Source organism: Brachyspira innocens ATCC 29796 (assembly GCF_000384655.1).
GTDB classification, from domain to species: domain Bacteria; phylum Spirochaetota; class Brachyspiria; order Brachyspirales; family Brachyspiraceae; genus Brachyspira; species Brachyspira innocens.
Genome location: NZ_ARQI01000126.1, coordinates 1 through 26,789 on the forward strand (window position 1 = coordinate 1; position 26,789 = coordinate 26,789).

The window sequence follows — 26,789 nt, forward strand, 5'->3', positions numbered from 1 at the left end:
GTGTTGTGTTGTGTTGTGTTGTGTTGTGTTGTGTTGTGTTGTGTTGTGTTGTGTTGTGTTGTGTTGTGTTGTGTTGTGTTGTGTTGTGTTGTGTTTCATATAAAAACCTTTTAAAAGCCTTTATTCATATTAACTTCTTTATAAAAAAAGTCAATATATTTATCTTCCTGTAAGTCCTGCTTTTTTAAGTAGATATCTTCTTACTTTGTCACGAAGTTTGAATGTAGGTATCCACCAAACTATTTTATCTATTTCTTTTCTTTTGGCATTATTTTCTTTATAAGTTTGATTTCCGCCTGCTTCTATCCATATTTTATTATTCTCTTCCCAATATTTATTGTATGTACCACGCCAAAATTTTTGAGGACCTATAGCATGTATTATATGTGCTTTATCAGCATTCTCTGATTTTGGGAAACAGCAGAATGTTTCTCCTGCATCTGTTATGTTTATATCAAATTCCTGACATATTAAATTTAATATTACCAAGTCATTTGTTATATATTCTTCTGTTTTCTTATAGCACCATTCTGTAATATTTTCATAGTTTCTTATTCTATCTGATATTATTATATTTCCATCATAAAATGAATTGCAGTCAATATTATATTTAGTTTTTTCTAGTAATGGTATAGTTTGATTTGTTTGTGCCGAATTACGTATTGATATTGTTGATATTGTTGCATATAGCTCAGAATCTAAATTTATCAAATGAGAAATATCTTTTTGTATAACTATATCTGTATCTGTATAGAAAACTTTTTGATAATTGTCAAGTAAATTGAAAGCCTCAAAACGTGCATAAGCAAATACACTAAAATTGTTCAATTCTTTTAAATCCATCATTTTCTTTGAGAATGGTGATTGATATATTTTTATAATTATTCTTTGGAATATTTTTTTAAGGGCATTTTCATCATTAGGCTCTAATTTATCTGTGTAAAATATGATATCATATTCTTCATCTTTTAAGTTTTGAAACAAGTATTTTTTAGCACCTATTATAACATTTCCAGCTGCAAATGCTTCATTTCCTGTAGAGCATAGAAGCAGAGCTATTTTCTTTTTCATAATTTTTTATCCATATTTTATTGTTATATTTATAATACAGTATAAAAGCAAAAAAGTAAATAATTTTATATTTTTAAATTATAGATGTTTTATGTATTGTTTATTATCAAAAAAGGTATATAATACATCTATATTAAAAAATGAAATAATGATATTAACAAATATCAATGAATATAATTAATAAATAGGAGAAATAAATATGGCAGAATTGCGTTACAACCCATTACTTGGAGATTATGTTATGATAGCTAGTCATAGGCAGGCACGTCCGCAGATGCCTAAAGATTATTGTCCGTTTTGTCCTGGAAGCGGAAAAGTTCCAGATAATTATGATGTTTATAAATATGATAATGACTTTCCTGCCTTATCATTTGAACCTCCTTATCCAGATGAAGTAGATAACGGTAAAATGTTTAAAACAGCACCTTCTATAGGTAAATGCGAAGTTATTTTGTATTCTCCAGACCATAATACTACTTTACCTGAACTTCCTGTTGAGCATATTGTCAAATTGGTGGCTTTATGGCAGGAAAGAATGAAAGCTATAGCTGAAAATAAAAAAATAAAATATATCATGCCTTTTGAAAATAAAGGAGAAGTTGTAGGTGTTACTATGCCGCATCCTCATGGTCAGATATACGGCTACAGCTGGATACCTTTAAGAATCAAAAGAAAAATAGAAATGGCTTCCAGTTATTATAATACAAACTGCAGAAATCTTTTTATGGATATGATGGAACAGGAATTAGAAGATAATAGAAGAATAGTTTTTGAAAATGATCATTTCATATGTTTTTTGCCTTTTGCTACAGAATATCCTTATGGTATAATGATAATGCCTAAAAAGAAAACACTTTCAATAACTGATTTTGATAAAGAAGAGAGTTTATCGCTTGCAGATGCCTTAAAAAAGGCCACTTCTACACTAGATCTGTTATTTGATATGAAGTTTCCATATATGATGTGTATGTACAGTGCACCAGTAAATGACGGATTTAATTATAATGATATATGGAATTATCATATAGAGTTTTTCCCTCCTATGAGAAGCAAAGAAAAACAAAAATTTAATGCTTCTTCAGAAACAGGTGCTTGGGCTCCCTGCAATCCTACAAGCCCCGAAGAGATGGCAGCTCAGTTAAGAACTGCATATATTAGATATATGGGAATGTAGGTGCCGTTAAAAATTACAGTTGTCATTCCTCATAGGATTGGTGAAAATATAGAAAAAACATTAGCAGGGGTGTATCATTCTAATTACCCTAAGGAAGATATCGAAATTTTTCAGGCTGAGGGTACGCATCCTACTGTTCAGAGAAATGAGTGTATTAAGCAGTCTTTAGGTGATATAGTATACTTTATAGATAATGATTCTATAGTAAGTGCTGATAATATGAAAGAGGCAAGTATTATATTTGAGAATGATGAAAAAGTTGCTATAGTGGGAGGGCCTGCGGTTCATAAAGCAAACTCTTTGGTTGAAATATATATAGATAAATGTATGTGTTCTTATTATGCGGTCGGACCTATAGCTAATAGATATAGAGTTAATAATACTGATATAAAAGAGGGTACAGACCGAGATGTTATTCTTTGCAATCTATTTATAAGACGTAATGTATTATTTGAGGCTGGACTTTTTGATGAGAGCTTGTATCCGAATGAAGAAAATGCTTTGATAGATAAAATACTTTCTCTTGGTTATAAACTAATATATAATCCAAAGATAATAGTAGAAAGACCTCCAAGAGCGAATTTAAAATTGTATATAAAAATGCTTCTTAATTATGGCAGAGGAAGACTGGAACAGCTTTTTAGAGATTTTAACAGTAAAAATTTAATATTTACTTTGCCAGCCTTGTTTTCGGCTTATATAGTTTTATGTCCGATAATTTTTGCTGTATATAGTATTTTTCAAGTAAACATAATGAAATTTTATTTTCTTCCATTATATGTTTACATAATATTGACTGTATTTGCAGGTATTATATATGCTTTTAATGATAAGGGATTTATCTATAAAATAATTGGAATTTTTATATATCCTTTTATGTTTTTTATAACACATTTCTTTTACGGATTTGGTTTTTTTTACGGCATTTTAAGGATTGTAACGAAATTTAGAAGAATTGCTAAATTTTCTGTAAAAAAATATAAATCTTTCGGATAAATTTGTAATTTTTTTCAATATACAAGATATTTTCATATTGTAAAAATTATAAAAATGTATAATCTTTAACAAATAAATTTTTTAGGTTTGTTAAAAATAATGAATATTAAATATATATTATTAATTTTTGCTGTATTTACAAGCAACTTGTTTTGTATGTATAACTTCAATGACAATGGAAATCTTATTCCATTAAAGATGATAAGGTTAAATAATTATGTTACCGATATCAATAATATATCTTTTGAAGACTATTCTCTTAATTTAAGTATTTTGAGTTTTCCTATGCTTAGCAGTTTTTTAATAGCCGAAAAGAAACTGCCTATATTAAGTATTTTCCTAGAGCTTTATCAGTTTATGGGCTATACTAAGGAAGTAGCTTCTCATGTAAGTCATTTAGTTTTTTTTACTACATTAAAGACTATAGAGTATTTCTTTGTACAAGGTAGTAAAGATGTGTCAGTTTCATTCTCATACTCATCAACAATGAATGTTAATTATAATTCTATGTTTAGAGATTTATCTGCTTCATATTCGGATCGCTCTTCAAGTACAAGTATATTATTGTCTGTTAATTTTTATATATAATATTAATAGTATATATTATTTATTAGAAAATGTTTAAAAATTATAATAAAGTTTGCTTTTTATTAAAATAAATATTTGCAAATTATAATTATTTATGATATATTGTATAGAAAATTATTTTAATTAAAAAAGGTTATATGTGTCAGATATACATGAAATAATTACTCTTGATGGTCCTTCTGGGGCAGGTAAAAGTACTATAGCAAAATTAACAGCAAAGAAATTGTCTTTTAAATATTTAGACACAGGTGCTATGTACCGAGCTGTAACCTTATATATGATTAAACATAATATTAATACAGATAGTAATGATGAAGTCATATCCGCTCTTAATAATTTAAATATTAGTTTTGATAATGCTGGAAGAATATATTTAGATAATGAAGATGTAACAGAAGAGATAAGAAGTTCTGAAGTAGTTAATTTAGTATCCAAAGTATCATCTATCAGTGTTGTAAGGCAAAATATGGTATCTCTACAGAGAAAAATAGCTGAAGGTGGTAATTATGTGGTAGATGGCAGAGATATAGGCAGCGTAGTTTTTCCTAATGCTAAATATAAGTTTTATATGGACGCTTCTTTAGATGAAAGAGCAAGACGCAGATACAATGAAGAATTATCCAAAGGTAAAACACTTACTTATGAAGAGGTTAGGGAAAGTATAAGAAAAAGAGATGAGTTTGACTCAAATAGAAAAGATAGTCCGCTTGTGGTTCCAGATAATGCATATATTATTGATACTACGAGTATGACTATAGATGAAGTTGCAGAAAAAATCACAAATGTGATTTTAAATAAACAATCTAATTAACAGTTGGATATATTTTTAACCTGTGAAAGTGCAGGAGGGAGAAGGAACAATGGAAGATAATAAAAATCTATCAAATGATGAAATTGAATTTCGTAAGGCTTTAGAAGGAAGTGATAATACTTCTTTGAGCCGAGGAAAAATCATTAAAGGCAAAGTAGTTCAATTTGACGATACAGACGTTTTTATAGATTTTGAATCTAAATCTGAAGGTAAAATTAAGAGAAATGAATTTGATAAAGAACCTATTATTGGTGAAGAAATAGAAGCTATTGTTTCAGGGGAAGATGATAAAGGTTATGTTATTTTATCTAAAAGCGAAATAGATAAGAGAAAATCTCAAGAATTAATAGATAATGCTGTTAAAAATAATAGTACAGTTACAGGTGTTGTTAAAGAGGTTATTAAAGGCGGATTTAAAGTATCTATAATGGGACATCAGGCTTTTTGTCCGTTTTCTCAAATAGATATAGCCAGAGGAATTAAAGAAACTGATTATATAGGCAATGAGTATGAGTTTAGAGTAATTAAGAAAAACGGCAGAGATGTTGTAGTATCTAGAAGAGCTTTATTAGAAGAAACTCAAAATGCAAGTATAGAAAGTTTCTTAAATAATCTTAAAGAAAATGATATTATTAATGGTAAAGTAAAAAATATAGAAAGATTCGGTGCTTTTATAGAAATTACACCAGGATTTGACGGTTTCCTTGCTATACCTAATATGTCTTGGGATAAAGTTATTAATCCTAAATCTATAATATCCAAAGGCGAAGAGAGAATGTTTAAAGTTCTCCATATTGACAAAGAAAATAAAAAAGTTGATTTGGGTATTAAGCAGCTTGATGAAGATCCTTGGGGTAAATTTGTTGAGCAGTACCATATAGGCGATGTTATTCAGGGTGAAGTTACTAATGTTAAAAAATTCGGTGCTTTTGTTAAAGTTGCTGACGGTATAGAAGGTTTAGTGCATATTTCTGATTTAAGCTGGAATACACATGTTAATAATCCTAATGATTTCGTTAAAAAAGGTGCTTTCTTAGAATGTAAAATACTTGATATGAATGCAGCTGAAAGAAAACTTACTTTGGGATTAAAACAAGTAAAAGAAAATCCTTGGGATACTGTTGAAAAGGATTTCCCTGTAAAATCAAGTGTAAAATGTAAAGTAAAAAGAATAATCAAAAACTTTGCTGTATTTGAACTTCCTAACGGACTAGAAGGAATATGTGATATAAGCGATTTTGATTGGAGAAATAATATAGTTAATATGAAAGACTATGTTAAAGAGGGCGAAGATGTTAATATGGTTATCATGTCTATAGACAGAGATAAACAAAGAATCAAATTAAGCTATAAGCATACTAAAGAGAGTCCTTGGAGATTATTTGAAAAAGCTCATCCTCAAGGTTCTATAGTTGATGGTACTGTTAAGGCTATAGTTGATTCTGGTGCTATTGTTTCTTTGGAAGATGATTTGGAAGGATATATGCATGTTTCTCAGGTTGAAATTCCTAAAGGAAGTACTTTAGAAGAAGTTGTTAAAGTTGGTGAAACTTATCCTTTTGTTGTAAGAGAAGTTAATCAAAGTAAAAGAAGAATATCGCTTTCAAGAAGAGAGTATATGGAAGCTCAAAACAAAAAAGAAACTCAAAATTATATCTCTAAAGCAGAACCTACTTCTTTGACTTATAACCCTTTTGATAATATAAATAATTAAAACAGAAGTTAAATAAAAAATAAATTATAAAATCCTAATATTATAATAGTTTTATTATGATGTTAGGATTTTTTATTACATTTTTTGTTTTAAACATGTTTTTAATATTATCTAATTTGATGCAATATTGACATCAATGTTTTTTTATATATAATTATTATAAAAATGCTTAATTTCATTTTGCATAATTTTTTATAAAGGGCTAAGTTATGAAAAGACTGCTTATCATATCATCAGAATACACAGGTCATGGACATAAAAGTGTTCATACAGCAATAGTGCAGGGTTTTGAAAAATTGTATAAAGATAAAATAGAATGCAAAGTTATTAACGGATTTAAATTAGGTGATTTGGAGCTTATGGCTACAGAGAGACTTTATAATGTATGCATAAAGTATTTTCCAAATATGTGGGGTAAGTTTTTTAATCTTTCTAATAATGACAGTGCTTCTGTTAATAAAAAGATATCTAGAAAAATAAAACGAAGATTTTTAAAAAGAATAGAACAATATAATCCAGATTTAATTTTAAGTGTGCATCCTTTGTTTAATGGAAGCGTTCTTAATCTTTTACAAAAATATAAGCCAGAATTAAAATTATATACTTTAATAACAGATATAGTAAGTGTAACACATATATGGCTCGATAATAGAGTAAGCAAAGTAATAAGTCCTTCTATAGAAGCTACAAATTTTATTGTAGAAAATGGTATAGATAAAGATAAGGTTATGACTTTTGGTATACCTACAAGAATTAATTTTGATTCTCCTTGTAAAACTATAGAAGAAGTTAGAGCAGCAACAAATTTAAATGGTAAGTTAAGAGTACTTTTATTAAATAATTCAGAAAGATCTAAAAGAATATATTATATAATAAGAAAACTGCATGAAAAATATGACTGTGATGTTACAGTTGTATGCGGAAGAAATAAAAATAATTATAGAAGAGTGAAATACAGATTAAGAAATTACAAAAAAGAAGTAAAATTAATAGGATACTCAAGAGAATTATTTAAATTATTTCATGAGAATGATATTTTAATTACAAGATGCGGTTCTTTGTCTGTAGTTGAAGGTATAAATTGTTTGATACCAATAGTGTCTATGGGGGCATTAAAAGGTCAGGAGGAAGGTACTCCTATATATTTGGAAGAAAATGGTTTAGGATATAATACTGTTTCTACTGATGATATATTTAATAAAATAGATTATCTTCTTGAAAATGGAAGAGAAAATCTTCTTAAAACCAGAGAAAATCAGTTTAATTATTACGGAAGAGATGCAAGAGAAAAAACAGTTAATTTCATTGCTAAAGAACTTCTTAAAGATGAAAAATAATATTATTTAAAATTATAAAAGGAAATAAATTGATTAGTAATAAGAAGATGAAAGAATTACTTTCAGATATAGATTTATCTAATATAGAATTAAAAAATTATTATTCTGTATTTGAAAGGGTAAATTCTAACAATGAAAAGTATTGGGTTATAAGCAATGAATCAGACTGCAGTATGTGCTGTGTTGTTTCTAAAGAAATAAATCTAACAAATTTTGAATGGGATAATAATGAAATATATATAGCAAACAGCAGAGATATAAAGCAGGTTTTAAATTTATCTTTAAAAATGTTTATGTCTTTGAAAAAGATTCTTGAAGAAAATTATCCTTATCAGGTATTTGATTTGATACTATCTATATCTGAGAATAATACTCTTCCAAGTGCTAACATAAAGTTTTATGCTTTAAGAGATGGTTTTAGAATAATTGATATTGAAAATATTGAAAATTATAAATCAGATGCTGTTTTAATAGAAACTGTTAATAATAATTAAATATATTGCTTTTCAAAATGAATAATTGCCATAATTTTTTATTTAAATCATTTTCATAAACAATTGTTAAAATACTATATAGTAATGTATATTGAAAAATTAATAAATGCACTTGATATTTATTTGGCAAAATGTTATAATTATCTAACTTTGAAGGTTATAAAATAGATTAATGTGAATGTTCATATTTTTCTATTTTCTATAATAAATTGCAAATTAGATAATAGGAGAATCAAAATGGCAGATAAAACAATATGTTTCTGTATGGCAGTAACTGAGAGTCAGATTAGAGATGCTATCAAATCAAAAAAATTAAAAACAGTAGAACAAGTTTCTGAAGCTACTAAAGCAGGTACAGGCTGCGGCGGCTGTCAGGAAGCTATTAAACAAATCTTAAATGAAATGAATAAATAAATTTCTAAAAAATAAAAAAATTATATTTATTTTATATCCCAATTATAAATTAATATATTTTATGTATATTAATAATTAACTTAGATGGAGGTAGGAACATGTGGGAATATACAGATAAAGTAAGAGATCATTTTATTAATCCTAGAAATGTAGGAGAAATAGAAAATCCAGATGCAGAGGCTATGACTGGAAGTATAGTCTGCGGCGATGCATTGAAATTAACATTAAAAATAGACAAAGACACCGATAAAATATTGGATGCCAAATTCAAAACTTTCGGCTGTGCTTCGGCTATAGCAAGCAGCAGTATTCTAACAGAGATGATTAAAGGAAAAACTCTTGATGAAGCTGCTAAAATTACAAATAAAGATATAGCTATGGAGCTTGGCGGACTTCCAGAAGAGAAAATGCACTGTTCTGTTATGGGAATGGAAACTTTGGAGAAAGCTATTAATAATTATAGAGGAATTGATACCAAAGAAGATGAACATGACGAGGGTGCTATTATTTGTAAATGTTTTGGTATAACGGATACAAAAATAAAAAGAGCTATAAGAGAAAATAAATTAAAAACTGTAGAGGAAATAACTTTTTATACTAAAGCAGGCGGCGGATGCGGAGCTTGTAAGGTTAAACTTGAAGATATCTTAAATGAAGAGCTTGCTGAGATGGAAAGAGAAGCTAAAAATGCCCCTCTTACTACAGTACAAAAAGTAAAAAAAATAGAAGAGGCTTTGGAAAGAGTTATTAATCCTATGCTTAAAATGGATGGCGGAAGCTGCAGACTTGTAGATGTTGACGGCAATAAAGTAATGATAGAGTTTAAAGGTGCTTGTTCTTCTTGTGCTTCTTCTAAAAATACTTTAAAAGGTTTTGTTGAGCCTAAATTGCAGGAACTAGTTTCTAAAGATTTGGAAGTTGTAGGCGTTTGATTGGAGGGTATATATATGTCAGATAAAAAAATAATATATTTAGATAATAATGCTACAACTAGAGTATATGAAGAAGTATTAGAAGCTATGCTCCCTTATTTTAAAGATCAGTATTTTAATCCTTCTAGTATGTACACACCTGCTGGTGCTGTACATAAAGAAATGGAGAGAGCAAGAGGAGAAGTTGCTGATTTCTTAGGCTGCGAGCCTATTGAAGTATGTTTTGTATCATGCGGAAGCGAAGGTGATAATATGGCTATTAGAGGAACTATAGAAGCGTATCCTACTAAAAATCATATTATTACTACAAAAGTTGAACACCCTGCTGTTATAGAGACTTGCAAATCTTTAGAACGTCATGGATACAGAGTTACTTATCTTTCAGTAGATAATGATGGAAATATAGATATTAATGAATTAAAAAGTGCTATTAACGAAAACACTGCAATAGTATCTATAATGTATGCCAATAATGAAACAGGTGTAATTTTTCCTATAAAAGAGATTGGAGAGATAGTAAAAAATGCAGGTGCAGTATTTCATGTGGATGCTGTTCAGGCTGCTGGAAAACTTCCTCTTAATATGAAAAATGAGCCTTATATTGATATGCTTACCATAGCAGGGCACAAAATACATGCTCCTAAAGGTATAGGTGCTTTGTATATAAAGAATGGTACTAAATTAAGAACTGTTCAGACAGGCGGGCATCAGGAGAGAGGACGCCGTGCAGGTACTGAAAATGTGCCTTATATTATTGGTTTAGGTAAAGCTGCTTCTATGGTTAAAGCTGAGCTTCCAAGATTTATTGAACATACTTCTAAACTTAGAGATGCTTTAGAGGCAGAAGTTTCTAAAAGAATAACTGATATAAAAATCAACGGAAAAGGTGCTAATAGAGTAAGCAATACTGCTAATATAAGTTTTAAAAACATAGAAGGTGAGGCAGTACTTCTTTTATTGGACGGATATGGTATTTGTACTTCAAGCGGAAGTGCATGTTCTTCTGGTACATTAGAGCCTTCTCCAGTACTTCAGGCTATGGGAGTACCTTTTGAGTATGCTCATAGTTCTACAAGATTTTCTATGTCTTTGGATAATACTATGGAAGAGATGATGTATACCGCTGATGCTATAGAAAAAATAGTTGCTAGACTTAGAGATATATCACCTTATAAAGATTAAGATTTTATATTGAAATTAAATATAAGCCTATTATAATTATTATAATAGGCTTTATTTTTTATATATACATAAACAAATACAGTTGTCAAAAAATTAATTTTTTAAATTTAAAATATACCTGCACCCCACTTATTTTGCTGCCCGCTATGCGTGCTATAGGCAAGGCTCCCACTAGGTGGTGACCCATACGAAGTACGCCTCACTCTGCGTGCCGTAGTCAGGCAAGAAGCAGGCACAGCCCGCCGCTCTGCGTGCCGACGAAGTCCACCTGTGGTATCGGCAGCGAAGGACTGCATACTTGTATATTAAAATAATAACTAACATGTAAAATATTGTTTTATAATTTATAAATTACGAAAATTTTATATATAATCTTATCAAGCACTTTTAAAACAAGTCTATTATTAAAATCAAAAATTTATTCTGAAAAAATTATATATATTTTCTTTGGCTTTATTTTCTAAAATTTCATCATTGCCTTCTATTGATACCGTAACTTCATCACCTATTTTTAAATTGAGCTGCATTATTCCTATTATCTTTTTTACATCTTTTTTATTTTTTTTACTGTCGCTTATAATAACACTGCATTTACTGTCTTTTGCTATTTTGGCAAGGTCACTTAAAGGTCTTGCATGTATATTATTAATATTTTTGATAGTATAATTGAAGCTAATCATTTTATTATTTCCCTTCATTATTTTTTAGTAGATACATTAAATTGTCAAATGTTTTATTTTCTATCAGTTTCATAACGCTTTCTTCATTAAGCAGAAAATCTACAGTATACTGATAAAATTTCTGTAAATTATCATCTTTCTTATTTGATATTGAAACTAAAAATATAACCTGAACATTATTTTTGTACCATATAATAGGCTTTTCCAGTACGGCTACATATACAAAAGTTTTTTCTGTTAGAATATCAAAAGGATGAGGTATAGCTACCAAATTCCCGAAATCTGTTTCTGATAAATCTTCTCTTTTCATAACAGAGTCATAAAAATTATCAGGTATATCTATATATTTCTTTATATTAATGCATATATTTTTTATTATTTCATCTCTGCTGTTTCCTTTAATATCCAACGAGAATAGGTCTTTATTATAATAATCATTCAGGAAGTCATTTTTTGATAATTCTAAAGCATTTTTTACATTGATAATATCACTATTTTCCAAAAATAATCCTATTTGCACAATAGGAAGCGGAACTCTAAAATTAATAGGTACTGTTGAAAATATATAATTAACCTTTGAAAAATCAAAATCTTTAAGCATTATTAAATCAGTAGTATAGATATTATCTATATAATCAGCAAACTCTTTTTTATATTTGCACATTAGAAGTTTTGAAGTTGTTTTTCCGCTTCCGCAAACTATTAATATATTTATTTTATTTTTTTCTTCATTGCTATTTTCTTCCAAAGCTATTTGAAATAGTAAAGCTAAATATCCTATTTCGTCATCGGAAATTTCTTTTTTATAATAACTTTTCAAAACTGTATTTGCTTCAGAAGCTATTAAATACGAAAGGCCGTAATTACTTTTTATATCGCATAGCATAGGATTTTTTTGTAATACATTATATCTTATTCTTATATCAAGCGGTATCATATGATGATTTAGTAAAAGCCTTAAATTAAGATTGTTTCTTAAATCTATTTTTAAATTGCTGTATACTAAATCAAGCATTTTCTGAACTATATTATCAAGTTTATTTTGTATTATAAAATTGGAATTTTCTGAAGATGTCAATAAACTTTTTGAAGCTATATGTATTGCTATAAATATTTTTTCTGCTTCATTAAATTTTATACTTGTTTCTTTTTCTAATATTTCTGCCAATTTATTTGCTAATTTTAATTCTTCTTCTTTTATATCTTTTAAAATATTTTTATCATAGCAGTTAATAACTTTATTTCTTTTTATTCTTTCTATAGAAACTAATATATATAATATAAAGTTTTCCAAATTTATTTCAGATAATTTAATATCATTATCTTTAATAAAATCTATTACCAATTTTTCTATTGATTTATTAATATATTTTTCATCATGAATATATTGTTTCAAATAATAGTCTATAATACAGTTTCTAATATCAAATTCATTCCCTATAATTCTTATTCCATAATTAGGTCTTCTTTCTATTTTTATATTATAATATTTAATATTATCTTCTATAATTTTTAAAGTATTTGTCAATGTTGTTTTAGATATATCAAGAGCTTCGCTTAAAGTATCAGATTTTATATATTCATCATTATTGTTAATTAAATATTCAAAAATATATTTTACTCTGTATTCAAAATCATTAACTGTATTAAAATTAATAGCCTTAATATCTTTATTATTATCATCACATAAAAGAGTATATCCGTATCTTGGTTTTGATATTATTTTTACTCCAGTTTTTTCAAGATCATTATTTAATTCCTGTATTTTTATCCGTATAGTTTTTTCGCTTACATTTAATTCTTTTGCCAATTTTTCAGCTGTTATATAGGATTCAGCAGATAAAATAGATAATATTTCTTTAATATATTTATTTTTCATGTAAATATTATATATTATAACGAAATAAAAAACAAAAAAATACCAGATTAATATAGTAGTTTTATTGTTTGAGTTATTATAAAAAAGTGATAAGCTAATAAAAAATAAAAAAGAGAGGTTTAAAATTATGACAAAAATTTTATTATTATGTTCAGCAGGAATGTCAACAAGTATGGTTGTAAAAAAAATGAAAGAAGCAGCTGCTAAAAGAAATATAGACGTAGAAATAGAAGCAGTAGCTACAGCAAGATTTTATGAATTATTAGACAGTTATGATGTATTTTTACTTGGACCGCAGGTAAAATTCCAAAAAGCAGAGTTCCAAGCTAAAGCTAAAGAAAAAAATAAACCATTGGATGTTATAGATTTCAAAGATTACGGCACTATGAACGGTGACAAAATATTAGATTTTGCTTTAAACTTAAAAGTTCAATAATATTTATAGGGTTAATTTATAAATTTGTAATAGGATTATTTATTATAGGATTATTTTTATGAGAGAATTAGGTATTTCTGTTTATCCTTTTCATTCTAAAATGGAGGATAATAAGTCTTATATAGATTTAGCTTCAAAATATGGCTTTACCAGATGTTTTATGTGTTTATTATCGGTAGAGCATTCTAAAGATGAAATTATGAAAGAGTTTTCAGAAATCATAAATTATGCTAAAGACAGAGGCATAAATACTACTTTAGATATATCTCCAGCTGTATTTAAGCATTTAGGTATTTCATATGAGGAGCTTGATTTTTTTCATAAGCTAGGAGCTTGGGCTATAAGGCTTGATTTGGGATATAGCGGAAACGAAGAGAGTTTAATGACCTATAATGATTATAATTTAAAAATAGAGATTAATATGAGTAATTCTACATCATATTTAGATACTATAATGAATTATTATCCGAACAGAGAAAATCTTATAGGCTGCTATAATTTCTATCCTCATGCCTATAGCGGACTTGATAAAAAACTGTTTATTGAAAGTATGAATCGTTTTAAAAAACATTCTATAAAATCATCAGCTTTTGTTAATGCTAAAGAGGCTAGTTTCGGACCTTGGCCTGTAGATGATGGCATATGTACTTTAGAAGAGCATAGAAATCTTCCTATAGAAATTCAGGCTATGGAATTATTCTTTTTAGGTGCTGATGCTGTGTTTATTGCTAATTGTTATGCTAATGAAGAGACTTTTAAAAAACTTGCTTGTTTGGATAAAAGACTTATCACTCTAAAAGCAAAATTATTAGATAATATTCCAGAAACAGAGAGAAAAATAATTCTTGAAGAGATGCATCAAAACAGAGCGGATACAAGCAGTTATTTTATTAGGTCATCAAATCCTAGAGTGAAATACAAAGGAAATAATTTTAAAATATTTAATCCTATTACAGACATTAAACGCGGAGATATACTTATTGATTCTTCTGAATATGGAACTTATGCTGGAGAACTTCAGATAGCATTAAAAGATATGAAAAATACTGGAAGAACCAATGTTGTAGGTAAAATAGATGAAGATTATTTATTTTTATTAGATTATATAAACATGGCTCAGAGATTTAAAATAACTCAATAATCTTTTGCTATACAAATACCAAATTACAGCTGTGTAATTATATTAATTATCATATATGCAGGTGTAGTGTAAATAATATTTATTAAATAATTAAAATAATATAAAAATAATAGAATGGAGAGTAGATCATGAATGATAAATTAATGGCATTTATAGAAAGCAAGCTTCTTCCTATAGCTTCAAAAATAGCAGGCAATAGATATTTAAATGCAATAAGAGATGGATTTGTATTTGCTATGCCTTTTTTAATAGTGGGATCTTTTATACTTTTGATATTGAATTTACCTTTTACAGATAAGAGTAATTTTTTATATATGGAATGGTATACTAATTTGATGAATTCTTTTAAAGGCGATTTGGTTCAGCCTTTTTATGTAAGTATGGGCATAATGTCATTATTTGTAGCTTATGGTATAGGCTATTCATTATCAGGACATTATCAGCTTAATTCTATTACTGGAGGATTTTTATCATTATTTAGTTTTTTATTGGTATCTGCAAAAGTAGAATATGCTCCTATAGCAGAGGCTGTATCAAAATCATTTTTAGTTGATGCTGACAGTTCTATACCTGTTATGGACGTTAGATTTATGGACGCTAAAGGTTTATTTGTAGCTATAATTTTTGGTATTATATCTATAGAAATATTCAGATTTTTGGTAAATAAAAAACTTATTATAAGACTTCCAGAATCAGTACCCCCTGCCATAGCAAAGTCTTTTGAACTTTTAATACCAGTAGTTGTGGTTATAGTAATATTTCAAGCTATTAATATTATTATACAGAAAAGTTTAATGATGATGATACCAGAATTGGTAATGAAAATATTTGAACCATTGCTTAAAGTATCAGATTCTCTTCCTTCTATAATAATTATTCTTCTTGTAATACATATATTATGGTTTGCAGGACTTCATGGTACTAATATAGTAGATGCTATAGTAAAAGCTATTACATTATCAAATTTAGCAGTAAATCAGGCAGCACTTCAGGCTGGAGAGCCAGTAACAAAGATATTTGCAGGCGGATTTTTTGATTCATATGTATTTATAGGCGGTGTAGGTACTACTTTAGGTTTGGCAATAGCTATGGTAAGAAGTAAAAATGAACATATAAAATCTATAGGAAAATTATCAATAGTTCCAGCTATATTTAATATTAATGAACCTATTATGTTTGGAGCCCCTGTTGTAATGAATCCTATTCTTGTTATACCTTTTATATGTATTCCTATAATAAATGCCACTATAGCTTGGGTATTTACAAAATTAAATATTATAGGTCATATTGTATCATTAGTACCTTGGACAACTCCGGGACCATTGGCAGCATTGCTTGCTACTAATTTGAATTTTGCTTCTATGATATTGAGTTTGGTATTAATATTTACATCATATTTGGCTTATATACCTTTCCTTAGAGCTTATGAGATATCATTAGAAAGAGAAGAAGCAAATAATAAATAAAATTAATGAGGTTTTTAATAATATGAAACAATATAAATTCAGTGATAATTTTTTATTTGGAAGTTCTACTTCAGGACCTCAAAGCGAAGGTTTTTATAATAAGGCTAATAAAAATATATGGGATTATTGGTTTGAAATATCAAAAGAGAAATTCCATAATCAAGTAGGACCTGAATATACATCTAACTTTTTTAGAGATTATAAAGATGATATAAAGTTAATAAAAGAAACAGGTCATAATGTTTTTAGAACTTCAATACAATGGAGCAGAATAGTAAAGGATTTTAATACTTTAGAATTAGATGAAACAGCTGCTGAGTTTTATGGTAATGTTATAGATGAGCTTATAAAAAATGATATAGAGCCTATAATATGTTTGTACCATTTTGATATGCCTTTAAAACTTCAGGAAATAGGCGGATTTGAAAATAGAGAAGTAGTTGAGCTTTATGCAAGATATGCTGCTAAAATGTTTGAGATTTATGGAGATAAAGTTCATAAATGGTTTACTTTTAATGAGCCTATAGTTGTTGCTGAGGGCGGATATTTGTATAAATTCCATTATCCAGAAGTTGTATCATTTAAAAGAGCAGCTCAGGTTGTTTATAATATGAACTTGGCAAGTGCAAAGGCTGTAAAAGCTTTTAAAGAATCTGGAAAAAAAGGTGATATAGGTATAATACTTAATCTTACTCCTTCATATCCTAGAGATGAAAATAATAAAGAAGATTTAAAGGCTTCTCATATATGTGATTTGATTTTTAATAGAAGTTTTTTGGATCCAGCTGTTAAGGGTGAGTTTCCAGCTGATTTAATAGACTTTGTAAATGAAAATAATCTTACTCCTATATGTGAAGAAGGAGATAAAGATATATTAAGAGAAAATACTATATCGCTTTTAGGAATAAATTATTATCAGCCTAGAAGAGTAAAGGCAAGAGAGAGTAAGTTTGAATCGGATATTTTAATGCCTGAAAATTTCTTTGAGCCTTATGAAATGCCTAACAGACTTATGAATCCTTACAGAGGCTGGGAAATATATTATAAAGGTATTTATGATATAGCTAAAAATATACAGGAAAACTATTCTAATATAAAATGGCTTATAACCGAAAACGGTATGGGTGTGGAAAACGAAGAAAGATTTATAAAAAATGGTATTGTAGAAGATGATTACAGAATAGAGTTTGTAAGTGAGCATTTGAAATGGCTTCATAAGGGTATAGAAGAAGGTTCTAATTGTATAGGTTATTTGATGTGGACACCTATAGACTGCTGGTCTTGGCTTAATGCTTATAAAAACAGATACGGATTTATAAGGTTTGATTTAGAAAGCGGTAAAAAGACAATAAAAAAATCTGGCTATTGGTTTAAAGAGCTAGTGAAAAACAAAGGCTTTGAGGGATAAAATATTATATCAATTAAAATTATAAAAAATGTTTATTAATATTTGCTTGATAATATAAAAAATAAAAATAATTTATATTTAGGAGGCTATAGTTATGACTGAAGAGCAAGAAAAATTTATGGAGGAGAATGTATTTCCTATTATTAGTTTGGCTGGTGAGAGTAAGAGTTTAGCTTATGAGGCTTTAAGACTTGCTAAAGAAAAAAAATTTGATGAGGCAGCTCAAAAAATGAAAGAGGCTGATGAGATAATATTAAAATCTCATGAGTTTCAGACTAATTTAATAACTAGAGAAGCAGACGGTGAAAAAATAGAAATTACTATGCTTTTTGTTCATGCACAGGATCATTTGATGACTGCTATGAGCGAGAAAAATCTTATAAAAGAAATGATAAGTATATTAGAAGTAAATCATAATAAATAACATATATTTTAAACCATTCAATAAAGGGACTTAAAATTTCTTTTAAGTCCCTAAAACCTTATTTTCATAAAGCAAATCTCCTTTTTATTTATGCTAATATGTTTCCTTTATGGCTTATGCATAAATCTAATGAGTTGCTTAATTTTATTCTGTAAAAATTTATTCTTTTGTTTATTTCAAATATATAAGCACTTTTATATTTTTTCATAACGTTTTTTACTCTGCCTGCTATATTTTTTGGCAGTATATTTTCTCTTATTATATTGTCATCACTGCTTATGTAATTCCATTCTCCGTTTTTATCAAAATTAATATAAGTTCCGTTTGATAATTTTATTTCATATTCATCTTTTATTTTATCAATATATACTATTTTTGCTTTATTAAAATTAGCAGCTATAAATCTTTTAGCATTTTCAGGTAATTTACTTGGTGTTATTTTTATAAAAAGGTTTAATGTATTAGTCATAGTTATTCTCCTTTTGGGTATTGTAAAATCTCTTTACATTTATATTATAACAAATTGTAAATTTTAGGCAATATAATTTTACAAATATTTTACATTATTTTTACAATATTCGGCTATTTTAATAATATTATTATACATATAATACATATATTCTCATTATTGTAAAATTAATGTAAAGTTTATATTATGTAGTAATAAAATAATAGATTACTACAAACATAAATAAATTACTTCTTGCAGTCTTTTGCAAAATATGATATCCTACTTAATTATTTTTTAATTAATTATTTTTATTGGAAACATAGACATGAAAAACATAAATGAGGCTTTGGATTATATATATTCTTTTATGGGAAAAAAGACTCTTCATAAAAACAATCTTAATCACATAAACAATGTAAAAGAAATATTAAAATTATTAGGATATAAACAGGTATTTAAAGTAATACATATAACAGGTACAAAGGGTAAAGGTTCAACTACATTAACATTGTCAAAAATGCTTTCTTCTTTGGGATATAAAGCTGGAGCATTTACTTCCCCGCATATAGTTAATGAGAGAGAGAGAATATCCATAAATGAAAATTGGATTAGTGAAGAAGATTTTATTAATATTACATTAAAGATAAAGAATATTATAGAGAGTGATGAGATATACAATAATATAACAGTATTTGAAATTTTTACCATAATGGGACTATATTATTTTTATATAAATGCAGTTGATTATGCCTGCATAGAAGTAGGTATAGGAGGAAAATTAGACTGTACTAATATAGTAAACTCATCTGTAAGTATTTTAACTTCTATATCATACGATCATATGGAGATATTAGGCTACACCATAGAAGAGATAACGGCTCAAAAGGCTGGAATAATAAAGCCAAACACTTCTGTTGTATCAGCATTTCAAGAGGACAATTCTATAAAAATAATAAGAGATATAGCAAAAGAAAATAATTGTAATCTATATGTTTTTAAAGAGGATTTTTCTGCCGATATAATATTAAACAGCAATGAAAAACTAGAGTTTATTTATAGAGAAAAAGACAAAGAGTATAATTTTTCAACTACGCTTCTTGGAGAACATCAGGCGGAAAATATATCGCTTTCTTTTAAGGCATTGAATATACTTCTTAAGGCTGATAATAACTATAATGAAAAAAATATTAATAAAGCAATTAATTCATTAAAAGAGTTTCATATAAATGCACGCCTTACATTTATGCATAGAAATCCAGATATAATAGTAGACGGTGCTCACAATGCAAAATCATTAGAAAGAGTATTAAATACAATATATCAATGGTATGATGATGTCATAATACTGTTTGCTCCTTTAAGTCAGAAAGATATAAAAAATATGTCTGATATATTAAAACGATATGATTCGGAAATAATATTAAGCTCTCCAGACAACATAGCATATAAAGAAACTGATAGTTTAAAAACTTATCAATATTTAAAAGATAAACCTAATGTAAAGCATATAGCAAATTTTCATGATGCTATTGATAATATAAAATCAATTAATAAAAGTAATAAACCAGTACTTGTAATAGGTTCATTATATGCAGCAAGTGAATTTATTAATTTATATAAAAATACTGATATATAAAATATATTAGACTTGTTTCAAAACTACTTGACAAGATTATATGTAAAATTTTGCTGATTTATAAATTATTAAAATAATGTTTTAAATGTTGTATAATTTATCGTTTTAGTATATAAATATGCAGTCCTTTTGCTTCTTTGGGTCACCACCGAGTAGGTGCCTAGGCGGCAAAAGAAGTGGGGTGCGGGGCAAAGCCCTGCAAATATTTTAAATTTAAAAAATTAATTTTGACAAATTATACTTGTTTAGGTATATATAAATAAAATTATTAAATAACAAAAAAAATATTAAACTGACTGCATTAATTTTTAAATTCTATTTCTAATATCGTAATAATCATTATTTTTACCAAATCCTATAGTAGGTAAATGCAGTCCAATCTGAACACCTAGATCAACAGAAGCTAATTTTCCGCTATATTTATATCCTTCTCCTAATAAAGCTAAGTTATCTTTTATCTGATAGTATGGTATGTCAAAATTAACATAGAATGATAAACTTACTAAAAAGAAATTTACACCAGTATAAAGTTTTACATAAGGTATAACTAGATTATTAAATCTTGATGATAAAGCCTTGTAATCCAATAATGTATAATTGTTTCCTATTGAATATTTTCCAGATAAAGGAAATTTAACACCGCCTCCTATACCTATTTGGAATATTGAAGGCATCCATTCAAGACTAAGTCCAGTAATAATACTATCAAATTCATGTGTAAAGTCTTGAAATTGAAATGTATCTCTATACCAGCCGAAATCTACTCCTAATACTACATAATGTAATTTGTTTATTGTAAAATATATTGATGGCTGAAATATAACGCCTACTTCAAATGCAGATTCTGCCTGTTCTGTTAAATAGTCCGATAAGATACCAGTTTGATAAAAACTAGGACGGCTTCCAGCTAATGGAACATACAAACTCATTACGAAATTATGAGAATATGCTAATGCTGATGTTGTTATAAATATAGTTATTAGTATAATACTTTTTTTCATATTCCTTCCTCAAATGCTAATAAAATTGTCATACAATATAGAATATTTATTTTTTAAAAAATGTTGGATTAATAAAAGAATAAATTGAAAATCAAAATAAATTACTGTTTAAATATTGCATAAATTAATTTCACAAAACTTTTCAATTAATATGATTTCTCTAATGAAGAGTCAAACTATATATTATATTCCATTATCTCCAAATTCAAATATATCTAAATGTAAACCTATTTGAGCCCCTATATCAACAGAAGCTAATTTTCCGCTATATTTATATCCTTCACCTAATGATGATAAGTTATCTTTTATCTGATAATATGGTATGTCAAAATTAACATAGAATGATAAACTTAAAACAACCAAATTTATACCTGTATAAAGTCTTATATATGGTATGATTGTATTGTTAAATCTGCTGTATAAATCGCCTCCGCTTAATTTTGTACCATTGTTATTTTCCAAGTATGAGCCTGAAAGAGGAAATTTAACACCGCCTCCTATACCTAATTGGAATATTAAAGGACGCCATTCTAAATTAATTCCAGTCATAATACTGTCAAATTGATGTGTAAAGTTTTGTGAAGCAGTTTGAAATTGAAAAGTATCTCTATACCAGCCAAAATCTAATCCCAAAGATATATAATTGTAGCTTATTGCACTCATTTTAAAATTAACTCTAGGCTGAAATATTACTCCCATTTCAAATGCTGATTTTGGACTTAATGATGAAGTTGTATTTAAATTATCGTTTTGATATAGACTAGGAATACTTCCTCCTAATGGAATATAAAGACCTAAACCTAAAGAGTGAGAGTAGGCTAATGCCGATGTCATCACAAGTAAGCTAATTAGTATAATAATTTTTTTCATATTTTTGCCTTAAAACAAATAAAATTTTTTAATAATTTAGAATAATTCTTTTGAAAAAATTGGAGTTAATAAATGACTTTTTAAATATTAGACTTGTTTCAAAACTAATTTTATTTATTAATTGTGGGGACTAGCCCCCACTTCTTTTGCCGCCTAGGCACCTACTCGGTGGTGACCCATACGAAGTACGCCTGCGGCGAGAAGCAGGCACAGCCCGCAGACGCGAAGGACTGCATATTTATATACTTAAATAATAAGTTATACAACATTTAAAACATTATTTTAATAATTTATAAATTAGCAAAATTTCACATATAATCTTGTCAAGTACTTTTGAAACAAGTCTATTGCATATATTAATTCCATAAAACTTTTATAAACCTAGTATCAGTATAAAGTTTTTGATATAAAAGTCAATATAAAAGTATATGATTTTTATTATAGCCTATGTTTGTATTTATGGTTTTTGGAAATTATTCTTTTATAATTAAAGTATATGTATATATGAAAACATTTTCTATTATTATGTTTTTTGATAAAGATTTAATTATATAAATATAAGTTCTTCTCTTTCATTTTTTCCAAATTGGAATATATCTAAATGTATGCCAAACTGAACACCTATATCAATAGAAAATAACTTACCTGGATATTTATATCCTTCACCCAATGAAGATAAATTATCTTTTATTTGCATATTTGATATATCGAAATTAGCATATAATGATAAACTTAGAACAAGCAAATTTATACCTGTATAAAGTCTTATATAAGGTATTAGAGGGTTTTTAAATCTTGCTGAAACATTTCCTCCATTTAATGCTGTATCATTGTCCCCAATCCAATATTTACCTGTAAAAGGAAATTTAACACCGCCTCCTATACCTACTTGGAATATTAAAGGACGCCATTCAAAATTAATTCCAGTCATAAGACTGTCAAATTCATGTGTAAAATCTTGATAATCATATTGAAATTTGAATGTATCTCTATACCAGCCTACATCTAAACCTATAGAAATATGATGAATGCCTTTTTTATCTGCCTGAAAACTAACTCTAGGCTGAAATATAACACCTATCTAGAATGCACTATGCGGAGATAATGTTATATTTGGATTAGCATTATCATTTTGATAAAGGCTAGGAATACTTCCTCCTAATGGAATATAAAGTCCTAATCCTAAAGAGTTGGAGTATGCTATAGTTGTTGTCATTATAAATATGGTGATTAGTATAATACTTTTTTTCATATTTTTCCTCAAAACCGATAAAATTGTGTGAGATAGGATAATTTAGAATATTTATTTTTAAAAAATTCTGATTTAATGAATTGAAAATACAAATAAATGACTGTTTAAATATTGCATAAATTAATTCCATAAAACTTTTATAAACCTAGTATCAGTATAAAGCTTTTGATATAAAAGTCAATATAAAATATATAGTTATACCATATATTGGTATTTATAATTTTTTAAACTTTATCTTTTTATAATGAAAGTATTAAAAATGTGGATATATAAAAATATACCCCCAAAAATTTTTTTCAATTATACTTGATTTATGTAATAAAATTTAATCTATTAATTATTTTCTCCAAAATTAAATATATCGAAATGCAGCCCTATTTGAGCACCTATATCAACAGAACCTAATTTTCCAGGATAACTATATCCTTTGCCTAATGAATCTAAGTTATCTTTTATCTGCATAGTTGGTATATCAAAATTAACATATAATGCTAAACTTACAAGAGTTAAATCTATACCTGTATAAAGTCTTACATAAGGTATAACAGGATTATTAAATCTTGCTGAGAAACTTCCTCCGCTTAATGCTATCTTATTATTTCCTTCCTTATATTTACCTGTAAAAGGAAATTTAACACCGCCGCCTATGCCTAATACAAATAGAGAAGGACTCCATCTAAAATTAATACCTGTCATAACAGTATCAAATTCATGTGTAAAGTTTTGCGAATCAGTTTGAAATTTAAATGTATCTCTATACCAACCTATATCTACACCTATAGATACATCATTATAATCATTTACGTCAAAAGTAACTCTAGGATTAAATATAACTCCAACTTCAAATGCTGATTTTGGACTTAATGATGAAGTTGGATTTAGATTATCGTTTTGATATAGGCTAGGAATACTTCCTCCTAATGGAATATAAAGACCTAAACCTAAAGAGTGAGAGTAGGCTAATGCCGATGTCATCAGGAATAAACTGATTAGTATAATGTTTTTTTTCATATTTTATCTCCTTAATATTTATAAAAGATGTTTATGGAATATGATAGAAACATGAAATAATTTAGAATATTGACTTTGGATAAAAAAGTGAAAGAATAAACGAATGTTTTTGAAAATATAGAATTATTAAAATAGAAATTTATATATTGCATAAATTAATCCACTGAAACTTTCATAAACCTTGTTTAATAATAAATGTTTTATATATAAAAGTCAATATGAAAATATAAATTTTTGTTATACTATACCTTGGTACTTATCTATAATAGAAAGAGTCTTTTTAGAAGCCCCGTTATTTTGTATAAGCAAATTATACGCTTTTTCTGCCAGATTATTTCTAAGCTCTTCATTCTCATATGCTTCCTGTATGATATCTGCTAGTTTTTCTTTATCCCCACAAGTAAATACAGCCTCTTTCATATACTCGTAAATTTCTATAAAGTTATACATATACTTTCCAACTATAACAGCCTTTTTAAAATAAATTGCTTCCAGTATATTGTGTCCGCCCATAGTACCCATAAATGTTCCGCCCATTATAACCAAGTCAGAAAGTTTATACCAATTTAATAATTCTCCTATAGTGTTTATAATTATTCCGTCTTCTGAACTTTTTTCATAATCGGTATAAAGAGGCAAGTCGTAATTTAATCTTTCTGCGAGTTTTTGTATATCTTCTCCTCTGTTAATATCTCTTGGAACTATTACAATATATACTTTATCTTTTAGATTTAGTTTATCTATTGCTTTTAATATTAATTCTTCTTCTCCTGCATGTGTGCTTCCAGCTGTTATTACGAATTTATTTACAGGTATAGTGTTTTCTAGATCATCTATCTTTTTTTCGTCTGCATGATATGTTATGTCGTATTTTAAATTTCCTGTAACCGTTATAAGTCCTTCAGGCATTCCTATTGTAATCATGTTTTCTTTATCTATGCTGCTTTGTGCCAAAATTTTTGTGTACATATTAAAATATGGTTTAAAAAAGAATTTAAAATTTTTATATCCTTTTAATTCTTTTTTGCCTATCCTTCCGTTAATCATATATAATGGTATAAGTTTTTTATGAAGAGTGTATATAAGAGTAGGCCATATTTCTATCTCTGCTATCATAACATATTCTGGAGATATTAAATTAATAAGTTTATTAATCATATGAGGATAATCTAGAGTAAGATAAAAAAGCTCTACTTTATCACCATAATTTTTTCTTGCTATATCATATCCCCCTACAGTAGTAGTAGACAAATAAACATTATATCCTCTTTCTATTAAAGTAAATACTATCTCTCTTACTGCTACTATTTCTCCTACACTTACAGCATGTATCCAAACAGCATTTTTATTATTTTCTTTAGGATATATAAACCCCAGTCTCGATAAAGCACCTTTTCTAATAGGCTTATTAAATATCATCATAATAAAAAATGATATAAATATAAAAGGATATAGGATATATCCAAAAATAGTATATATGCACATTAAAATTTTCTGCATTAAAAAAACCTATTAATTAAAAAATGTTAATTAAAAAATAGCAATAATTGTTAATATAATAATAACCATATACATAAAAAAAGAAATTAAGGCTTTTACAACAGCATGCTGCTTTCTAGTACCCCATTCGCATCTGAAAGATACAATGATAAATAAAGCAAATAATAATATTTCTATAGCATTAATTATAATAAAAATGGCACTATATATACCTGTTTTTATATTATTATGCTCTATAATATAAAAAGCTGCTATAGGAAAAAGCATAAGTATAGAGGCATTAACTAATTTATGTATTAAAATATATTTATTAATATTCATAACATAGATTATACTAAATAAATATATTATGTCAATTAATTGCTAAATCAATTTTAATAATTTTTTAAGTAAAATATTAGTATGTTTGAAATGATTTATAATATATCAAGATATTTAAATAATAATTCTTATAATTTTATATTACTTTGTTTATAAACTTTTATAAATATCTTTTAAAGTAGTTTTTTTAAGTTCTTTTTCCATAGCATTTTGAATATTATCCAGTTTTGGCTGAAGTATTTCATTAATTTTACTTCCCACAGGACATTTTTTATTTGGGTTTTCATGAAAGCTGAAAAGTTTTCCTTCATCTAGGCTTTCTACAGCATTAAATATATCAAGTAATGTAATATTTTCTGTTTTTTTATTCAGACTTATTCCTCCAGTTCCTCTTTTTACAGTGATAATATTTGCTTTTTGAAGCTGTATTAATATATTTCTTATAATAACAGGATTAACTTGAACACTTTCTGATATAAAATTTGATGTTATCTTTTCATCTTTAAACTCTAATATGCAAAGCAATGTATGAACCGCTATTGTAAATCTTGAACTAATCTTCATTAAATTATCCTTAAAATTATTAAAAATTATAATATA

The 26,789-nt window shown here is 27.1% G+C and carries 26 protein-coding genes and 1 pseudogene; 16 read left to right on the top strand and 11 right to left on the bottom strand.

Going from position 1 to position 26,789, the window contains the following annotated elements; all coding sequences use genetic code 11:
- Positions 1–159 precede the first annotated feature (159 nt).
- Positions 160–1,071, bottom strand: a complete 912-nt coding sequence (locus tag F811_RS0112540; RefSeq protein ID WP_020005583.1) for a glycosyltransferase — start codon at positions 1,069–1,071, stop codon at positions 160–162.
- A gap of 199 nt (positions 1,072–1,270) precedes the next feature.
- Here F811_RS0112540 and galT point away from each other — a divergent pair, with 199 nt between their 5' ends.
- From galT to nifS, 10 genes are all read left to right on the top strand, one after another.
- Positions 1,271–2,245: a galactose-1-phosphate uridylyltransferase gene (gene galT / locus F811_RS0112545; protein ID WP_020005584.1), complete on the top strand. Its 975-nt coding sequence runs from the start codon at positions 1,271–1,273 to the stop codon at positions 2,243–2,245.
- The gene (locus F811_RS0112550; RefSeq protein WP_020005585.1) at positions 2,246–3,241 is read left to right on the top strand and encodes a glycosyltransferase; all 996 of its coding nucleotides are present in this window, start codon (positions 2,246–2,248) and stop codon (positions 3,239–3,241) included.
- Positions 3,242–3,397: 156 nt separating this feature from the next.
- Positions 3,398–3,829, top strand: a complete 432-nt coding sequence (locus F811_RS0112555; protein ID WP_245555870.1) for a hypothetical protein — start codon at positions 3,398–3,400, stop codon at positions 3,827–3,829.
- A 139-nt stretch (positions 3,830–3,968) separates the two neighbouring features.
- Positions 3,969–4,640, top strand: a complete 672-nt coding sequence (gene cmk / locus F811_RS0112560) for a (d)CMP kinase (RefSeq protein ID WP_020005587.1) — start codon at positions 3,969–3,971, stop codon at positions 4,638–4,640.
- A gap of 49 nt (positions 4,641–4,689) precedes the next feature.
- Complete coding sequence (locus F811_RS0112565) at positions 4,690–6,354, top strand: S1 RNA-binding domain-containing protein (RefSeq protein ID WP_020005588.1); 1,665 nt, start codon at positions 4,690–4,692, stop codon at positions 6,352–6,354.
- A gap of 209 nt (positions 6,355–6,563) precedes the next feature.
- Positions 6,564–7,691 (top strand): MGDG synthase family glycosyltransferase, encoded by a 1,128-nt coding sequence (locus F811_RS0112570; protein WP_020005589.1) that lies wholly within the window; start codon positions 6,564–6,566, stop codon positions 7,689–7,691.
- Between the two features lie 47 nt (positions 7,692–7,738).
- Positions 7,739–8,185 (top strand): hypothetical protein, encoded by a 447-nt coding sequence (locus F811_RS0112575; RefSeq protein ID WP_020005590.1) that lies wholly within the window; start codon positions 7,739–7,741, stop codon positions 8,183–8,185.
- A 237-nt stretch (positions 8,186–8,422) separates the two neighbouring features.
- Positions 8,423–8,599, top strand: a complete 177-nt coding sequence (locus F811_RS0112580) for a (2Fe-2S)-binding protein (RefSeq protein WP_020005591.1) — start codon at positions 8,423–8,425, stop codon at positions 8,597–8,599.
- A gap of 98 nt (positions 8,600–8,697) precedes the next feature.
- On the top strand, positions 8,698–9,531 hold the full coding sequence (gene nifU, locus F811_RS0112585) for a Fe-S cluster assembly protein NifU (RefSeq protein WP_020005592.1): 834 nt from the start codon (positions 8,698–8,700) through the stop codon (positions 9,529–9,531).
- A gap of 15 nt (positions 9,532–9,546) precedes the next feature.
- Complete coding sequence (gene nifS, locus F811_RS0112590) at positions 9,547–10,713, top strand: cysteine desulfurase NifS (RefSeq protein WP_020005593.1); 1,167 nt, start codon at positions 9,547–9,549, stop codon at positions 10,711–10,713.
- Between the two features lie 410 nt (positions 10,714–11,123).
- Here the strand turns inward: nifS and F811_RS0112605 are convergent, their stop codons facing one another.
- Entirely contained in the window at positions 11,124–11,393 is a 270-nt protein-coding gene (locus F811_RS0112605) for an HPr family phosphocarrier protein (RefSeq protein ID WP_020005596.1), read from the bottom strand.
- Positions 11,394–11,397: 4 nt separating this feature from the next.
- Positions 11,398–13,290, bottom strand: a complete 1,893-nt coding sequence (locus F811_RS0112610) for a BglG family transcription antiterminator (RefSeq protein WP_281167087.1) — start codon at positions 13,288–13,290, stop codon at positions 11,398–11,400.
- A 109-nt stretch (positions 13,291–13,399) separates the two neighbouring features.
- On the opposite strand from F811_RS0112610, the gene F811_RS0112615 reads away from it, so the two are divergent.
- From F811_RS0112615 to F811_RS0112635, 5 genes are all read left to right on the top strand, one after another.
- Entirely contained in the window at positions 13,400–13,708 is a 309-nt protein-coding gene (locus F811_RS0112615) for a PTS sugar transporter subunit IIB (protein WP_020005598.1), read from the top strand.
- Positions 13,709–13,766: 58 nt separating this feature from the next.
- Positions 13,767–14,849, top strand: coding sequence for a DUF871 domain-containing protein (locus tag F811_RS0112620; RefSeq protein WP_020005599.1), 1,083 nt, complete (start codon positions 13,767–13,769; stop codon positions 14,847–14,849).
- 128 nt (positions 14,850–14,977) lie between these two features.
- On the top strand, positions 14,978–16,315 hold the full coding sequence (celB, locus tag F811_RS0112625; protein WP_020005600.1) for a PTS cellobiose transporter subunit IIC: 1,338 nt from the start codon (positions 14,978–14,980) through the stop codon (positions 16,313–16,315).
- Between the two features lie 22 nt (positions 16,316–16,337).
- A complete protein-coding gene (locus F811_RS0112630; protein WP_020005601.1) occupies positions 16,338–17,723 on the top strand; it encodes a glycoside hydrolase family 1 protein in 1,386 nt (461 codons plus the stop codon).
- Positions 17,724–17,817: 94 nt separating this feature from the next.
- Complete coding sequence (locus F811_RS0112635) at positions 17,818–18,147, top strand: PTS lactose/cellobiose transporter subunit IIA (RefSeq protein ID WP_013113207.1); 330 nt, start codon at positions 17,818–17,820, stop codon at positions 18,145–18,147.
- An 88-nt stretch (positions 18,148–18,235) separates the two neighbouring features.
- Here F811_RS0112635 and F811_RS0112640 read toward each other — a convergent pair whose 3' ends face one another.
- Entirely contained in the window at positions 18,236–18,616 is a 381-nt protein-coding gene (locus F811_RS0112640) for a PepSY-like domain-containing protein (RefSeq protein ID WP_020005602.1), read from the bottom strand.
- A gap of 307 nt (positions 18,617–18,923) precedes the next feature.
- Between F811_RS0112640 and F811_RS0112645 the strand changes: the two genes are divergently transcribed.
- Positions 18,924–20,234: a bifunctional folylpolyglutamate synthase/dihydrofolate synthase gene (locus F811_RS0112645; RefSeq protein WP_020005603.1), complete on the top strand. Its 1,311-nt coding sequence runs from the start codon at positions 18,924–18,926 to the stop codon at positions 20,232–20,234.
- A gap of 308 nt (positions 20,235–20,542) precedes the next feature.
- On the opposite strand, the gene F811_RS0112650 is transcribed toward F811_RS0112645, so the two are convergent.
- From F811_RS0112650 to F811_RS0112690, 7 genes and pseudogenes are all read right to left on the bottom strand, one after another.
- Positions 20,543–21,235, bottom strand: a complete 693-nt coding sequence (locus F811_RS0112650) for a hypothetical protein (protein WP_020005604.1) — start codon at positions 21,233–21,235, stop codon at positions 20,543–20,545.
- Between the two features lie 183 nt (positions 21,236–21,418).
- The gene (locus F811_RS0112655) at positions 21,419–22,105 is read right to left on the bottom strand and encodes a hypothetical protein (protein WP_020005605.1); all 687 of its coding nucleotides are present in this window, start codon (positions 22,103–22,105) and stop codon (positions 21,419–21,421) included.
- 547 nt (positions 22,106–22,652) lie between these two features.
- Positions 22,653–23,357: pseudogene (locus F811_RS16125) on the bottom strand (hypothetical protein).
- Positions 23,358–23,690: 333 nt separating this feature from the next.
- Positions 23,691–24,368: a hypothetical protein gene (locus F811_RS0112675; protein WP_020005609.1), complete on the bottom strand. Its 678-nt coding sequence runs from the start codon at positions 24,366–24,368 to the stop codon at positions 23,691–23,693.
- 237 nt (positions 24,369–24,605) lie between these two features.
- The gene (locus F811_RS0112680; RefSeq protein ID WP_026364456.1) at positions 24,606–25,868 is read right to left on the bottom strand and encodes a glycosyltransferase N-terminal domain-containing protein; all 1,263 of its coding nucleotides are present in this window, start codon (positions 25,866–25,868) and stop codon (positions 24,606–24,608) included.
- 30 nt (positions 25,869–25,898) lie between these two features.
- The gene (locus F811_RS0112685; RefSeq protein ID WP_020005611.1) at positions 25,899–26,189 is read right to left on the bottom strand and encodes a hypothetical protein; all 291 of its coding nucleotides are present in this window, start codon (positions 26,187–26,189) and stop codon (positions 25,899–25,901) included.
- Positions 26,190–26,339: 150 nt separating this feature from the next.
- Positions 26,340–26,753, bottom strand: a complete 414-nt coding sequence (locus F811_RS0112690; protein WP_020005612.1) for an Rrf2 family transcriptional regulator — start codon at positions 26,751–26,753, stop codon at positions 26,340–26,342.
- Positions 26,754–26,789 lie beyond the last annotated feature (36 nt).